At 68.7% G+C, this 14,134-nt stretch carries 14 protein-coding genes and 2 pseudogenes; 6 read left to right on the plus strand and 10 right to left on the minus strand.

From position 1 onward, the window contains the following. Positions 1-142 (minus strand): annotated as a pseudogene (locus tag A5704_RS27345) (hypothetical protein); the annotation flags it as partial. Here A5704_RS27345 and A5704_RS04035 point away from each other — a divergent pair. After that, positions 81-461 (plus strand): annotated as a pseudogene (locus tag A5704_RS04035) (acetyl-CoA C-acyltransferase); the annotation flags it as partial. The pseudogenes A5704_RS27345 and A5704_RS04035 sit on opposite strands and share 62 nt — an antisense overlap. A gap of 154 nt (positions 462-615) precedes the next feature. On the opposite strand, the gene A5704_RS04040 reads toward A5704_RS04035, so the two are convergent. Further along, a complete protein-coding gene (locus A5704_RS04040; RefSeq protein WP_067759335.1) occupies positions 616-1,473 on the minus strand; it encodes a Bax inhibitor-1/YccA family protein in 858 nt (285 codons plus the stop codon). Between the two features lie 212 nt (positions 1,474-1,685). On the opposite strand from A5704_RS04040, the gene A5704_RS04045 reads away from it, so the two are divergent. Genes A5704_RS04045 through A5704_RS04055 form a run of 3 tightly spaced genes read left to right on the plus strand, consistent with a single transcriptional unit; the run spans position 1,686 to position 5,278 of the window. Further along, positions 1,686-2,720: an enoyl-CoA hydratase/isomerase family protein gene (locus A5704_RS04045; RefSeq protein WP_067783182.1), complete on the plus strand. Its 1,035-nt coding sequence runs from the start codon at positions 1,686-1,688 to the stop codon at positions 2,718-2,720. Between the two features lie 13 nt (positions 2,721-2,733). Then, positions 2,734-3,525, plus strand: a complete 792-nt coding sequence (locus A5704_RS04050; RefSeq protein ID WP_067759274.1) for an enoyl-CoA hydratase — start codon at positions 2,734-2,736, stop codon at positions 3,523-3,525. Between the two features lie 7 nt (positions 3,526-3,532). After that, positions 3,533-5,278, plus strand: a complete 1,746-nt coding sequence (locus A5704_RS04055; protein WP_067887497.1) for an alpha/beta-hydrolase family protein — start codon at positions 3,533-3,535, stop codon at positions 5,276-5,278. On the opposite strand, the gene A5704_RS04060 is transcribed toward A5704_RS04055, so the two are convergent. Next, positions 5,275-5,724, minus strand: a complete 450-nt coding sequence (locus A5704_RS04060; protein ID WP_067759280.1) for a rhodanese-like domain-containing protein — start codon at positions 5,722-5,724, stop codon at positions 5,275-5,277. The two genes, A5704_RS04055 and A5704_RS04060, sit on opposite strands and share 4 nt — an antisense overlap. Continuing rightward, the gene (locus A5704_RS04065) at positions 5,724-6,320 is read right to left on the minus strand and encodes a cysteine dioxygenase (protein WP_067759283.1); all 597 of its coding nucleotides are present in this window, start codon (positions 6,318-6,320) and stop codon (positions 5,724-5,726) included. The genes A5704_RS04060 and A5704_RS04065 overlap by 1 nt, the downstream gene beginning before the upstream one ends. 112 nt (positions 6,321-6,432) lie before the next feature. Here A5704_RS04065 and A5704_RS04070 point away from each other — a divergent pair, with 112 nt between their 5' ends. Next, positions 6,433-6,876, plus strand: a complete 444-nt coding sequence (locus A5704_RS04070; protein WP_067783185.1) for a lipoprotein LpqV — start codon at positions 6,433-6,435, stop codon at positions 6,874-6,876. Positions 6,877-6,968: 92 nt separating this feature from the next. After that, positions 6,969-8,048: a patatin-like phospholipase family protein gene (locus A5704_RS04075; protein ID WP_156670218.1), complete on the plus strand. Its 1,080-nt coding sequence runs from the start codon at positions 6,969-6,971 to the stop codon at positions 8,046-8,048. A gap of 20 nt (positions 8,049-8,068) precedes the next feature. Here A5704_RS04075 and A5704_RS04080 read toward each other — a convergent pair whose 3' ends face one another. The 6 genes from A5704_RS04080 to A5704_RS28715 form a co-directional block, all read right to left on the minus strand. Continuing rightward, complete coding sequence (locus A5704_RS04080; protein WP_067759356.1) at positions 8,069-8,938, minus strand: patatin-like phospholipase family protein; 870 nt, start codon at positions 8,936-8,938, stop codon at positions 8,069-8,071. 29 nt (positions 8,939-8,967) lie between these two features. Next, a complete protein-coding gene (locus tag A5704_RS04085; protein ID WP_067887500.1) occupies positions 8,968-9,852 on the minus strand; it encodes a class II glutamine amidotransferase in 885 nt (294 codons plus the stop codon). A 33-nt stretch (positions 9,853-9,885) separates the two neighbouring features. Then, complete coding sequence (locus A5704_RS04090) at positions 9,886-11,517, minus strand: long-chain fatty acid--CoA ligase (RefSeq protein WP_067783191.1); 1,632 nt, start codon at positions 11,515-11,517, stop codon at positions 9,886-9,888. Between the two features lie 144 nt (positions 11,518-11,661). Then, the gene (locus A5704_RS04095) at positions 11,662-12,717 is read right to left on the minus strand and encodes a WD40 repeat domain-containing protein (protein ID WP_067783194.1); all 1,056 of its coding nucleotides are present in this window, start codon (positions 12,715-12,717) and stop codon (positions 11,662-11,664) included. A 377-nt stretch (positions 12,718-13,094) separates the two neighbouring features. After that, a complete protein-coding gene (locus A5704_RS04100; protein ID WP_067759315.1) occupies positions 13,095-13,865 on the minus strand; it encodes a DUF427 domain-containing protein in 771 nt (256 codons plus the stop codon). Further along, on the minus strand, positions 13,862-14,134 hold a 273-nt coding region (locus A5704_RS28715; protein WP_067783199.1), incomplete at its 5' end, for a DUF6295 family protein. The genes A5704_RS28715 and A5704_RS04100, both read right to left, overlap by 4 nt.

A 14,134-nucleotide genomic window follows, 5' to 3' on the forward strand; every position in this document is an offset into this window, starting at 1 on the left:
TGGTGATCACCAGCGCGGCGGCGCCGTCGTTCAGCGGGCAGGCGTTGCCCGCCGTCACGGTGCCGTTGGGCCGGAACACCGGCTTGAGCTCGCTGGCGCGCATCGTGTCCACCGGCGTCAGCGGCCTGTCGCCGGAGATCATGGGGCTGGGTCCGATCGAGGCGTCCAAGAAGGCGCTGGCGCGGGCGGGCATGTCGATCAACGACATCGACCTCTACGAGATCAACGAGGCCTTCGCGGTCCAGGTGCTGGGCTCGGCCCGCGAGCTGGGCATGGACGAGGACAAGCTGAACGTGTCCGGCGGGGCGATCGCACTGGGCCACCCCTTCGGCATGACCGGCGCGCGGATCGCGACCACGTTGATCAACAACCTGCAGACGCACGACAAGACGTTCGGCCTGGAGACCATGTGTGTCGGTGGCGGCCAGGGCATGGCGATGGTCATCGAGCGGCTCAGCTGACCGCTCTTCACTAGCGGTCGAGCGTGCGCCCAGGGCGGCGACACGCCGGGAAGGCCCGCCATGAGCGCACGCTCGGCGGCGTCAGTTCACATTCGACGCCCGGCACGAAAAGACCGGCACGCCTTTGGCGTGCCGGTCTTTTCGTCGACGAGGGTTAGTCGTTCTGCAGATAACTGAGCAGACGCAGGATCTCGATGTACAGCCAGACCAGCGTCACGGTCAGACCCAGCGCGATGCCCCAGGCCGCCTTGTCCGGCGCCCCGGCGCGCACCATCTGGTCGGCCGCGTCGAAGTCGATCAGGAAGCTGAACGCCGCGATCCCGATGCACACCAGCGAGAAGATGATGGCGATCGGTCCGCCGCTGCGCAGGCCCAGGCCGGTACCGCCGCCGACGTGGAACATCGCGAGCACGAAATTGCCGAGCATCAGGAACAGCACGCCGAACATCGCGGCGACCAGCATCCGGGTGAACTTGGGCGTGACCCGGATGGCCCCCGTCTTGTAGACGACGAGCATGCCGAAGAACACCCCGAAGGTGCCCAGGACGGCCTCCCCGATCAACGCGCCGGCATTGGCGTGCGAGACGGAGAAGTTGGCGAACACGAACGAGATGGCGCCCAGGAAGAGCCCCTCGAGCACGGCGTAGCTGAGCACGATGGCCGGGCTGTCCTGCTTGCGGCCGAACGTCGCGACCAGCACCAGCCCCAGGCCGCCCAGCGCGCCGATCATTGTCAGCGGCATCGCCAGCGCCAGGTTGGACGCCACCAGGAAGTAGGAGACCACGGCGGACACCGCCAGCACGGCCAGCGTGATGCCGGTCTTGGTGACGACGTCGTCGATGGTCAGCGGACGCGAAGCCCTGGCCTCCTGGTACGGAGCTGGGTAGGGCGCCGCGTAGGGGTCGGCTCCATAGCCGTAGCCCTGCATCGGGGGCGCGCCCGTGCCGAATTGCGCGTATCCGCCCTGCTGCTTGGGCAGCGAACGAAATACCGGGTTGCTTGTCTCCCGCACCGTCGGATCCTCTCTATTGGCTTCGAGCTGTGCGAACACAATCTCAACGAGCAGCGTGCCGTCCGGGTTCCCAGCCGAACTGGGCATTTTCCGGCGCCCAGAGCCTTTGCTGCTGGCGTCGGGTTAAAGATAACCCTTACCCGCGGGTAGGGCGCCGGTCGTCACGATCTAGATTTTTCGTCGAGGGTGACCCGGCGATGGGAGGTTTGGGCGTGACCGACGAATCCGACGAGGTTCTCACCCGCATCGACGGCGACGTCGGTCTGATCACGCTCAACCGCCCCAAGGCCATCAACTCGCTCAATCAGCAGATGGTGGACGCGCTCGGCGCGATCCTCACCGACTGGGCCGACGACGACGCGGTGCGCGCGGTCGTGCTCTCCGGCGCCGGTGAGCGCGGGTTGTGCGCCGGCGGCGACGTGGTCTCCATTTATCAAAGCGCGCGCAAGGACGGCGTCGAGGCGCGGCGGTTCTGGCGCGACGAGTATCTGCTCAACGCCCAGATCGCCGACTTCTCCAAGCCATACGTGGCGCTGATGGACGGCATCGTGATGGGCGGCGGCGTCGGCGTCAGCGCACACGCGAACATCCGCGTGGTGACCGACACCTCGAAGGTCGCGATGCCCGAGGTCGGCATCGGCTTCGTTCCCGACGTGGGTGGGGCGTTCCTGCTGTCGAGGGCGCCCGGCGGGCTGGGGCTGCACGCGGCGCTGACCGGGGCGCCGTTTTCCGGCGCCGACGCCATCGCCATGGGGTTCGCGGACCACTACGTGCCCCACCCGGATCTCGAGGCGTTCACCCGGTCGATCGTCGCCGATGGGGTGCAGGGCGCCCTGGTCAAGCACGCCGTCGAGCCGCCACCGAGCGAGCTTGCGGCCCAACGTCATTGGATCGACGATTGCTATGCGGCTGAGACGGTCGAAGAGATCGTCGCCAATCTGCGCGGACACGGCGGCCCGGCCGCGGAGGCGGCCGACCTGATCTCCACCCGCTCGCCGATCTCGTTGTCGGTGACGCTGGAGGCCGTTCGGCGCGCCGCCAAACTCGAGACGGTGAAAGACGTTCTGGTTCAGGACTATCGGGTGTCGTCGGCGTCGCTGCGGTCGCACGACCTGGTGGAAGGCATCCGGGCGCAGCTGATCGACAAAGACCGCAACCCGAAGTGGTCGCCGGCGACGCTGGGCGCGGTGACCGCCGCCGACGTCGAGGCGTATTTCACCCCGGTCGACGACGACTTGAGTTTCTAGAAAGGCGATTTGGATGACAGACCCCACCTCCAAGAGCTACGAAACCATCCTGGTCGAACGCGACGGGCGCGTCGGCACCATCACCCTGAACCGGCCCAAGGCGCTCAACGCGCTGAACACCCAGGTGATGAACGAAGTCACCAGCGCCGCAGCGGAACTCGACAACGACCCCGGCATCGGGGCGATCATCATCACCGGTTCGGCCAAGGCGTTCGCCGCCGGTGCCGACATCAAGGAAATGGCCGCCCTGACGTTCGCCGACGCGTTCGGCGCCGACTTCTTCGCCCCCTGGGCCAAACTCGCCGCCGTGCGCACCCCGACGATCGCCGCGGTCGCCGGGCATGCGCTGGGCGGCGGCTGCGAGCTCGCCATGATGTGCGACGTGTTGATCGCCGCCGACACGGCGAAGTTCGGCCAGCCCGAGATCAAACTCGGGGTGCTGCCCGGCATGGGCGGTTCGCAGCGACTGACCCGCGCCATCGGCAAGGCCAAGGCCATGGACCTCATCCTGACCGGGCGCACCATCGACGCCGCCGAAGCCGAACGCAGCGGCCTGGTTTCGCGCGTGGTGCCGGCCGACGACCTGCTCGACGAGGCCAAGGCCGTCGCCACCACCATTTCGCAGATGTCACGCTCGGCGACCCGGATGGCCAAGGAGGCCGTCAACCGCGCGTTCGAATCCACCTTGTCCGAGGGACTTCTCTACGAACGTCGGCTCTTCCACTCCACCTTCGCGACCGACGACCAGTCCGAGGGAATGACGGCGTTCATCGAGAAGCGCGCTCCCAACTTCACCCACCGGTAGGCCTGCGATGATCGAGCCGGGTTCTGCGACGACCGCGCCGGAAGACGAGGCGGAGCCGGCAGCCGAACCGGAAGCCGGTCCGGCGACTCGCCGGCTTCGGTGGAGCCAAAAGCCCTGGTGGGTGCGCCATTACACGTTCACCGGCACCACCGTCGGGCTGATCTTCATCTGGTTCTCCATGACGCCGTCGCTGCTGCCGCGGGGCGCGCTGTTCCAGGGCCTGGTCAGCGGGATCTCCGGCGCAATCGGCTACGGGCTGGGCGTCTTCGCCGTGTGGCTGGTCCGCTACATGCGTGCCAAGGACCACAGTCCCCCGCCGCCGCGGTGGGCGTGGATGGTCCTGATCCCGATCGGCGCGCTCGGAATGGTGTTGATGGCCATCTGGTTTCACGTCTGGCAGGACAACGTGCGTGACCTGATGGGCGTCGCGCACCTGCAGTGGTACGACTACCCGGTCGCCGCGGGCCTGTCGATCGTGGTGCTGTTCACCTTGGTCGAAATCGGCCAGTTCATCCGGTGGCTGGTCCGCTTCCTGGTGGGTGAGGTCGACCGCATCGCGCCGTTTCGGCTGTCGGCGACCATCGTGGTGGCGTTGCTCGTGGTGCTCACCATCACCCTGCTCAACGGCGTGGTGCTCAAGTTCGCCATGCGCACCATGAACAACACCTTCGCGTCGGCGAACAACGAGATGAACCCCGACACGGCGCCGCCCAAGATCCCGCTGCGTTCCGGCGGGCCCGAGTCGCTCGTGTCATGGGAATCCCTTGGGCACCAAGGCCGCATCTTCGTCGAAGCCGGGCCCAGAGTCGACCAGCTCGCCGCCTTCAACGGCGCGCCGGCCACCGAACCGATCCGGGCCTACGCGGGACTGAACTCCGCGGACGGCATCACGGCGACCGCCGAGCTCGCCGCCCGCGAGCTGCAACGCACCGGCGGGCTGCAACGCGCCGTCGTCGCCGTGGCGACAACCACCGGCACCGGCTGGATCAACGAGGCCGAAGCCGACGCGCTCGAGTACATGTACAACGGCAACACCGCGATCGTCAGCATGCAGTATTCGTTCCTGCCGAGCTGGCTGTCCTTCCTGGTGGACAAGGAGAACGCCCGCCACGCCGGGCAGGCGTTGTTCGAGGCCGTCGACCGACTCATCCGCCAGATGCCCGAGGCGCAACGCCCCAAGCTCGTCGTGTTCGGCGAGAGCCTGGGATCGTTCGGCGGCGAGGCGCCGTTCATGAGCCTCAACAACGTCCTCGCCCGCACCGACGGCGCGCTGTTCAGCGGACCGACATTCCAGAACACCATTTGGACCGACCTGACGTCGACGCGCGACGCCGGCTCCCCGGAGTGGCTGCCGATTTACAACGACGGCAAGAACGTCCGATTCGTCGCTCGCCCAACCAACTTGGGCCGCCCGAACTCGCCGTGGGACCACCCGCGGGTGGTCTATCTACAGCACGCCTCGGATCCGATCGCCTGGTGGTCACCCGACCTGCTGTTCAGCGAACCGGACTGGCTGCGGGAGCGGCGGGGCTATGACGTGCTGCCCGAGACGCGCTGGATCCCGGTGGTGACGTTCCTACAAGTTTCGGCGGACATGGCGGTGGCGGTCGACGTGCCCGAGGGACACGGCCACCACTACGTCGCCGACGCTGCCGACGGCTGGGCCGCCGTGCTGTCACCGCCCGGCTGGTCGCAGGAGAAGACCGACAAGCTGCGGCCGCTGCTGCATTCGGACGCGACCTCCACCGGCTAGAGCCAGCGGCGACCCGGCGTGCCGGAGTTGGCGAGCAGCCCCGGGCCGGCGTCCACCGGCGCGGCACCGGAAAGCTGTTCCAGCACACCCGAACCCGCGAGGGCGTGATACCCGCCGATGACGTCGGTGGCGCGGTGCAGGCCGATGTCGAGCAGCGCGGCGGCAGCGAGGCTCGAGGTATAACCCTCCGAGCAGACGATCACCCATTCGACGTCGTCGCCGACCGCCTCGGGCAGCCTGGCGTCGCTGGTGGGGTCGCAGCGCCACTCCAAGACGTTGCGCTCGATCACCAGCGCACCGGGGATCTCACCCTCGCGGAACCGCTGGGCCTGCGGACGGATGTCGACGAGCACCGCCCCGCGCCGCAGCGCGTCGGGCACTTCGGCGGCGGGAAGGCGACGGAAACGGCGCCGGGCGGATCTCAACACAACGTCGATGCGGCTCATCAGGGTCCCTCCGGTTGATCGGTCAGCTCGGTGCGCTGGCGGCGCAGGCGATTACGGCCGGTGACCTCGTAGTAGGACATCGCGGTCAGGGGCGGCGAATAGGCGTGCACGCTGAGCGACGGACGCACCGCCCCGCCTCCGGCGCCCGCGAAGCCCGAGACAGCCACCGCGACGGGCCGGGGGGCCCACACCACGTCGTGCACCCAGCCCAGCGGGAACCCGGCCTGGTCGCCGGCGTCCAGCCGCCGCTGCCGCAGGGCGCGGCCGTCCCAGCGGAATTCGTTGAGCGAGCCGGACACCACGGTCAGCGCGCCCAGCGATCCGCCGTGGTCGTGCAGTTCGGTGTGATGGCCGGGCACCCAGCTGATCAGCCAGACGTCCAGCTCCTCGTCACCGTGGATGCGGGTGAACCAGCGCCGCGTCTCCGGTATCCCGCCCGGGGGCAGCAGGTGGTCGCAACGCCCGCTCAGCACGTCGTCGGCGGCCTGGTCGGTGGCGTGCATGAGGTCGGGCACCCGCAGGCGGGTCGGTCCCGACGATGGGGACGAGACGTGGCGCGGGCGCAACGCAGCCGGGGCGGCGAGGGGCACAGACATCGGGGAGCTCCAGAGAAAACGGATCGGACGGGCGGCGGCGTGTTACGGCCGACAACACTCGCAAAATCCGAAGCGCTCCATCACGGCCGCCAGTGTTGCATAGATTGGGCCGGTGCGCCGGTGCGCTCGTCGACCCCTGCTGTGCGGCACGCTCGCCGTGGCGGCCGGTTTGTTGGCCGTAACGGGATGCTCCGCTGACCACCCCAGCGGCAGGCCCGCGTCCTCGTCGACGCGTCCGGCCGGCATTCCCAGTGGCCCCGGGGCGGCGCCCCCGGGCGCCGTCGGGCTGTCGCCGGGGGGCGTGACGACCAGGGTCGACGTGCCCGCGGATTCGACCGAGGAAGAGTATTACCAGGCCTGTCACGCCGCGAAAGTGTGGATGGATGCCCAGCCCAGGACCGGTCAGTCGCTGTTCGAGCCCTACTTGGCGATGCTGCAGGCCGCGCCGTCGGGCACCCCGGGCAGCTGGAACGCCCGGTGGGCGGACCTGACGCCGGCCCGGCAGGCGGCCGTGCTCACCGCCGCGCGCGCAGCCGCCAACGACGAATGCGGCTAGCGCTTTTTCAACCCCCGGGCAATTGAATTCACGGCTAGAAAAAACTGCCGACCCGGCCGGTGCGGCCGGGCGCCGCCGCGCAAAATGAAGGGATGCCGGACGAACCCGCCGCAGCGGTTGCGCGCCGATCGTCACCGACCCGGGTGGCGTTGGCGCTGGGCAGTGGCGGGGCGCGCGGCTACGCCCACATCGGGGTGATCGAGGCGCTGCGCGCCCGCGAGTACGAGATCGTGGGGATCGCGGGCTCGTCGATGGGCGCGCTGGTCGGCGGCCTCGAGGCGGCCGGGCGCCGCGACGAGTTCGCCGACTGGGCGAAGTCCCTCACGCAGCGCACCATCCTGCGGCTGCTGGACTTCTCGATCAGCGCGGCGGGGGTGATGCGCGCCGAGAAGATCCTCGATGCGGTGCGTGACATCCTCGGCCCGGTCGCCATCGAGCAGCTGCCCATCCCCTTCACCGCGGTGGCCACCGACCTGGTGGCCGGCAAGTCGGTGTGGTTTCAGCGCGGGCCGGTCGACACCGCGATCCGCGCCTCCATCGCCATCCCCGGCGTGATCGCCCCGCACGAGGTCGACGGGCGCCTGCTGGCCGACGGGGGCATCCTGGACCCGCTGCCGATGGCGCCGCTTTCGGCGGTCAACGCCGACGTGACCATCGCGGTGAGCCTGTCCGGCAGCGAGGCGATCGCCAACCGCGACGCGGAGTCGGGAGTCACCGCCGAATGGCTGAACCGCATGGTGCGCAGCACCTCGGCGCTGCTCGACACCACGGCCGCCCGCTCGCTGCTCGACCGGCCGACCGCGCGGGCCGTTCTCGGCAGGTTCGGCGGGTCCACCGCCGACGCGGAAAGCTGGCCGGACGACCCGGACGTCGAGGAGAACGCGGCCGAGGACGAGGTGGCCGGTGAATTGGCCGGCGCCGCACCGGATATCCCGAAACTGGGCAGCTTCGAGGTGATGAACCGCACGATCGACATCGCCCAGGCCGCGCTGGCGCGCCATACGCTGGCCGTCTACCCGCCCGACTTGCTGATCGAAGTTCCGCGCTCGATCTGCCGGGGCCTGGAGTTCCACCGGGCGGCGGAGGTGATCGCCGTCGGGCGTGCGCTGGCGGATGAGGCGTTGGACGCCTTCGAAAACGACCGCGCCGCGCCGCCCCCGATCGAGGACTGAAACCGCTCTGCCGCAACGGGTTAGGCCCCGAGGAAGCGCGCGACGGCTTCGGCTTCGCGGCGGCCCTGCTCGCGGCCGGCCAGCGCCGACGCGACGCGGCAGGCGGGATCCAACGGATTGGGCCCAAACGCCGCCAGCGAGCCGGAGTCGGCGAACACCGCGACCGTCGCGCCGCTGAAGGCGGAGATCTCCGCGGCCGGGCCGGCGCCGAACGGCGACGGCGTGTCCGCACCCGAGGGCACCAGCACCACCGCCGCGCCGCAATCGGCGGCCACACCGAGGTTGACCGAGCTGGCCACCCCGCCGTCCATGTAGCGCCGGCCGGCGATCGCCACCGGCGGCCAGGCCCCGGGCACCGCGCAACTGGCCGCGACCGCGTCGACGAGGTCGACGCCGGACTCGCGATCGAAAACGGCCAATTCGCCGGTGTCAACGTCGATTGCGGTGATCCGCAGCGCCCGGTCGGGCCAGTCGTGGGATGGCAAGCGCTGCGCGATGACCCGCCGGCGCACCGGCGGTGCAACGGTTTCGGTCGCGAGTGCCACGGCGCCGATCCGCTGCATCTGCTGCCGGGTCCGGTCCGACGGGTCGGAATAGGGCTCGGCCAAGGCGCTGAGGAACATTTTGGTGATCGTTTCGACGTCGACCCCGGAATCGATCTCGGCGGACACCTCGGCGACCTGCCGGTCGAACAGCTCATCGAGCGGGGCGCCACTCCCGATTTGCGCGGCGACCGTCGACCCCGCGGAGGTGCCCACCAGAACGTCGGAATCGAGTAGCAGCCCGGCCGCAGCCGGTGACTCGTCGGCGATGCCGCGCAAAATGCCTGTCTCCCAGGCGATTCCCGCTATCCCCCCACCGGCCAGGACTAGGGCTCGTCTGGTTGTCACGCCCACCCACTCTGCCAGGCCGCCGTCGGCTAGCGCGGGGCGCCCGGCAACGCGTGTTGCGCCTCCTGGACCGGTGCGCTCAGCTCCGCCCGGCGCAGCAGGTGTGCGGGCGGGCTGGGCAGGATCAGCCGGCGGTCGACGCGCAGCGTGGCGTCCACGTGGACCAGCTCGCCCGGCTCGAGCAGGCGCCAGCGGGGGTCGTCATCCATGCGTTCGGTGGCGAACACCACCGACGATCGGGTGCACAGATGTTCCGAGCGCGCATGAATGCGGTTGGTGCGCATGTCGAATGCCGGGGTCTGGGTGGCGGCATCGTCGGAGCGGTCCAGGATGTAGAGCTCGTGCGTGTCGGGGTAGCGCAGCGCCCACATGTCGGTGGCCGTGCTCAGCAGCACGTTCACCGCATAGATCGGCGCATTGGCCGCGAGCCACCTCATGGCATCGGTCAGGCCCGCGGTGACGTCGCCGTCGAGCGCTCGGATCGAGGCGGTGATCAATGCGAACACCCGCTCGGAGTCGGTGTCGCCGAGAACCAGATCCCCGGTGCCGACCTCGCGCAGCCGGTCGTCGAGAACGTCGAGCCCCTCGACCACGCCGTTGTGCGCGAAGATCCGGCCGTCCTGCAGGAACGGGTGGGTGTTACGGACGTCGAGGGAACCGGTCGTCGCGTAACGCACGTGCGCGATGAACGTGGTGCCGGTCAGGTCATGGGCCTCGGTAGCGAACGCCGCGTCCTCCCAGGCCGCCATGGGCTGCTTGTCCAGCTGCGGCCGGCCGCGCTCGTCGAAGACGCCCACGCCCGTGCCGTCCGGGTTTCTCCTGCTCTGTTCGGCGAGGCTGTCGGGGGCGTCCAACAACCAGAACGTCGCGGTGCAAACGTCCGTCCCGGCGTGGAGCCCGAATAGTCGGCACATGTTCTCGACGGTACCGAGCGCCAGCCGGCGGGCTCAGTCGCGGGCCTCGACCACCCAATAGCCGTGCTCGGCGTAGCGCGCGCGGATCGCCTTCTTGTCGTACTTGCCCACACTGGTGCGCGGAATCTCCTCGACGAACGCCCACCTCTCGGGCAGCCACCAACGAGCCACCTTCTCCGCGAGGAACTTTCGCAGGTCCTCGGCGCTGACCGTCGCGCCTTCCTTGGCCACCACGACCGCCAGCGGCCGTTCCTGCCAACGCTCGTCGGGCACGCCGACCACCGCTGCCTCCACCACATGCGGGTGCCCGATCAAGCTGTTCTCCAGCTCGACCGAGGAGATCCACTCGCCGCCGGACTTGATGACGTCCTTGGCCCGGTCGGTCAGGGTGACGAAACCGCGCTCGTCGATCCGCCCCACGTCACCCGTGCGCAACCAACCGGAATCGAACTTCGAGTCGTCGGCCGTCAGGTAGTAGGAGCCGGCGATCCACGGGCCGCGGACTTCCACCTCGCCCACGGCCTCGCCGTCGTTGGGCAGCACCTGGCCGTCGTCGTCGACGATCCGCATCTCGACCCCGCAGACCGGTTGCCCCTGGGTGGCGCGGTACGTCCAGTGCTGATCCTCGGGGGTGCCCGGCGGCGGCCATGCCATGGTGGCCATCGGCGAGGTTTCCGTCATGCCCCACAGCTGCCGGATCTGCACGCCGTGCTTCTCCTCGAACGTGCGCATCAACGACAGCGGAACGGCCGATCCCCCACAGACCACCAACCGCAGCGACGACATGTCGTGGTCCGGTTCGTCCTCCAGGCGATGCAACACGTCGTTCCAGATGGTGGGCACCGCACCGGCGACGGTCGGTCGCTCGTGTTCCACCATGCCGATCAGCGACCGCGCGTCCAGATGGCAGTCGGGCAACACCAGGTCGGCGCCGGCCATCAGCGCCGCATAAGGCAGGCCCCACGCATTGGCGTGGAACATCGGCACGATCGGCAGCACGCTGTCGACCGAACCCACGCCGATGCCGTTGGTGCTGCAGGCCGCCATGGTGTGCAGGTAGCTCGAACGATGGCTGTACACCACGCCTTTGGGGTTGCCGGTGGTGCCGCTGGTGTAGCACATGGCGGCCGCGGACTGCTCGTCGATGTCGGGCCAGTCGAACTCGGTGGACTCGCCAGCGAGCACGTCGGCGTACCGCAGCACGGTCTTGCCCGAACCCTCGAACGGCGCGGTGTCACCCTCCCCGACGACGATCGCGGTGTGCACGGTCTTGAGGTCGCCCAGCACCGGCGCGAGCAGCTTGGCCAGCGACGCGTCGACCAGCACCACCTGGTCTTCGGCCTCGTTGGCGACGTAGACGATCTGCTCGGCGAAGAGGCGGATGTTGAGGGTGTGCAGCACGGCGCCCATCGACGGCACCGCCAGGTAGGTCGCCAGGTGTTCGGCGTTGTTCCACATGAACGTCGCCACCCGTTGATCCCCGGTGACGCCGAGGCGGCGCAGTCCGTTCGCCAGCCGCGCGGCGTCCCGGCCCAGTTCCCGGTAGCTGGTTCGCCGGTAGCCGTCGCCGGTGGCGGTGGCAACCGTGCGAGCGCCGTGCACGCCGCAGCCGTGCCGCATGATCGCGGTGATCGTCAACGGAAAGTCCTGCATGGTGCTGTCCATTGAGGTACCGCCCTTGGATCTCGGCGCAGCGGCGACCGATGTCAACCCTCGGGATGCGGGGTGGCCGGGTGCCGCGCCGGAGGCGAGGGGCCGCCGGCAGCCTCCACCCTAAGCCCGAGTTCGGCGCCGGCGTCGGCAATCACCCTAAGCCAGTACGGGTTCCCGCTGCGCCGGCGCGAGCAGCCCGGTGGTCGACTCGTCGGCCGGCCCCGCGGCGATCGGCGCCACCGTGACCGCGCCGGAGTAGTCGCCGATGTAGAGGTACCTGCCATCCGGGCTTTCCACCACGCAGGACGGGTCCTTGACCGCCGTGATCTCACCGATGACGTCGTGGGTGCGCGTGCAGACCACCGCGACATGGTCGTCGCCGACCAGATAGGCACGGCGGCCGTCGCGGCTGAGCGCGAGGCGGGTCAGCGGACCGGCGACCTCGCTGAGCTTGCGCGTGCCGGTGATCTTGCGGGTGCGGATGTCGATGACATCGAGCACAGCGCCCACAATGGGGCCGCAGCTGGCTACGTAGGCCGTACCGCCGTCGTCGCTCAGTGCGACGTCACGGATGGGTAACCCGAGCTCGTAGGCGCCGGCGATGTGCAAGCGCCGAGTGTCGACTTCGACCAGTTGGCCGCCCGACGGGCCGTTGGTGGCGGCGTAGAGGTGACGCCCGTCCGGGCCGATGCGGACACAGTCCACGGTGGTCCCCGGTGCGGTGGCGAGGTCGATCACCTCGAAGTCGTCGGTGGTGGTGTCCAGGACCGTGACGTCGGCTCCGCAGACGCCGTTCCGGCCGGCGTAGACGAACCTGCCGTCGGCACTCACGGCAAGGTCGCTCACGGTGTTGGCCAGCGGATGCGTCGCCACCCACGCGTTGGTGACCAGGTCGACGACGTCGACGGAGTCGTACGCCGTGGTGGCCGTGCTGACATAGGCGCGCGGGTTGGTCCCACCGCTGAGGGCGATCGTGGAGGGCTCGCCGAGGCCGGTGACGGTCTGCACCACCCGGCGCGCATCGGTGTCGACGATCGAGACCGATGCGCGGGCGTGGTTGGCGACTATCAGCCGGCTGCCGTCGGGGCTTACGCAGGCATCGCTGATCGGACCGTATCGCACCGGAATCCGGACCACCGAGCCCTCGTCGAGTCGGAAGTTTGGCTCTTCTCGGTCGTCCGGGAAGGCCTTGCGGCCGTTCACACCGCTCACGTTGCACCGCCTTTGCTGGTCGTCGGCGCGGAGGCAAAATCGTCGGAAATTGCGCGACAATTAGGTCTCCGGACCCAGGAGGATCTCAGCACCGAAAGGCACTGACCCGACTGGTTTTTCGATCTTACCGGCCAAAATTCGCGTCGAAGAGCGCCAAATTCCCCGACGTTAGCTACGTCACTCCCCGCGCTCAGGTTCTGCTCAGGCTCGCAATAACGCTGTACCGCAGTCGCTTACCCTCAGCGAAAGCGACGCAAACGCGCATCCGGCGGATTTCGCTTTAGCCGCTAACGCGCCCGGTCAGCGCCCCAGCATTGTCCAAGTTAAGAAATTCTCAGGCTCAATCCCGCGAAGAGGGAAAGATCACACCTTATCGACTAGCTGAATTGGGTTCTGGGCCGGGGCAAGGCGGCACCGTCGACGACGATATCGAGCTTTTCGTTGTAAAAGGCCACCAGACCGGCGATCTGGCCGACCGCGGGCAACGGGTAGTGATAGGTCCAGGCCAGGTCCGGATGCAGCGCACCGCCGGAGCGCACCGACCAGTATCCCGACGTCACCCCTTTGTACGGACACAGCGTCTGTGTCGCGCTGGATTCCAGATGCTCAAAAGAGATATCGGTGGGGTCGATGTAATACCTTGTCGGTAAACCGGTTTCAAAGAGCAGGACGGGAGACCTGGTGTCGGCCAGCACAATTCCATCCAGCTCGACACGGACATGCCGATGCGACCGCAGCGCGTCCACGCGCGAATAGGGGTTCCGCGGGTGGCCGTAGATCGGCTCGTCTTCCTCGAACCAGCGCAACGAATTCCATTCGAATCGCACGGTCCCGGCCACCGGGCCGTCGCCGTCGGCGTCGAACACCCGCGCGGCGGACGGATGAGTGTGACCGGAGCCCTCCAGGGAGTACAGCCGCGATGCGCCGAATTGCACCTTCTGCGAATGGTTCTCGTCACGCAGGAACTCCGGGCGGACATCGGCCAGCGGTATGTAGTACTGCGGGTAGTACGGAACCTCCCACACGTAGAGCGCCGCGGTGGTGTCGAAGACCAACGCGTCTGAAAGATAGCCCCGCACCCGGCGCGGTGCAGGCTCGACCCTGCCGCGCGCGACGGCCATTTCGGGGTAATCACGCTCGACGGTCATGTCTGATCCTTGGCGGCCAGCCCGGCCGGCGCGTGGGCGATCGCCCTACGGATGGCATCGGCGAGCGCCAGGGCGCTCTCCTCGGTGAGCTCCAGCGCCACCCGCGCCGACGGCCCGAGCTCCGGATTGATCACGTCGATGTTGACCGTGTGGCCGTAGGGGGCGTGCACGGGGTGATCGACATACACCGTCGCGCGGCTGGCGCCGAACCACCCCGTGGCGCCCTTGCCGCTGCCGTCGATTCCGACGTGTTCGGTGAGATAGGTGCA

The organism is Mycobacterium sp. E735, from assembly GCF_001666955.1.
In the GTDB taxonomy this organism is placed as follows: Bacteria; Actinomycetota; Actinomycetes; order Mycobacteriales; family Mycobacteriaceae; genus Mycobacterium.

Excerpts from the sequence above, each read along its gene's own strand:
- A5704_RS04100 (WP_067759315.1), bottom strand. The coding sequence starts at position 13,865 with ATGACCGTCGAGCGTGATTACCCCGAAATGGCCGTCGCGCGCGGCAGG.
- A5704_RS04090 (WP_067783191.1), bottom strand. The coding sequence starts at position 11,517 with ATGGACAGCACCATGCAGGACTTTCCGTTGACGATCACCGCGATCATG.
- A5704_RS04055 (WP_067887497.1), top strand. The coding sequence starts at position 3,533 with ATGATCGAGCCGGGTTCTGCGACGACCGCGCCGGAAGACGAGGCGGAG.
- A5704_RS04075 (WP_156670218.1), top strand. The coding sequence starts at position 6,969 with ATGCCGGACGAACCCGCCGCAGCGGTTGCGCGCCGATCGTCACCGACC.
- A5704_RS04085 (WP_067887500.1), bottom strand. The coding sequence starts at position 9,852 with ATGTGCCGACTATTCGGGCTCCACGCCGGGACGGACGTTTGCACCGCG.
- A5704_RS04050 (WP_067759274.1), top strand. The coding sequence starts at position 2,734 with ATGACAGACCCCACCTCCAAGAGCTACGAAACCATCCTGGTCGAACGC.
- A5704_RS04065 (WP_067759283.1), bottom strand. The coding sequence starts at position 6,320 with ATGTCTGTGCCCCTCGCCGCCCCGGCTGCGTTGCGCCCGCGCCACGTC.
- A5704_RS04060 (WP_067759280.1), bottom strand. The coding sequence starts at position 5,724 with ATGAGCCGCATCGACGTTGTGTTGAGATCCGCCCGGCGCCGTTTCCGT.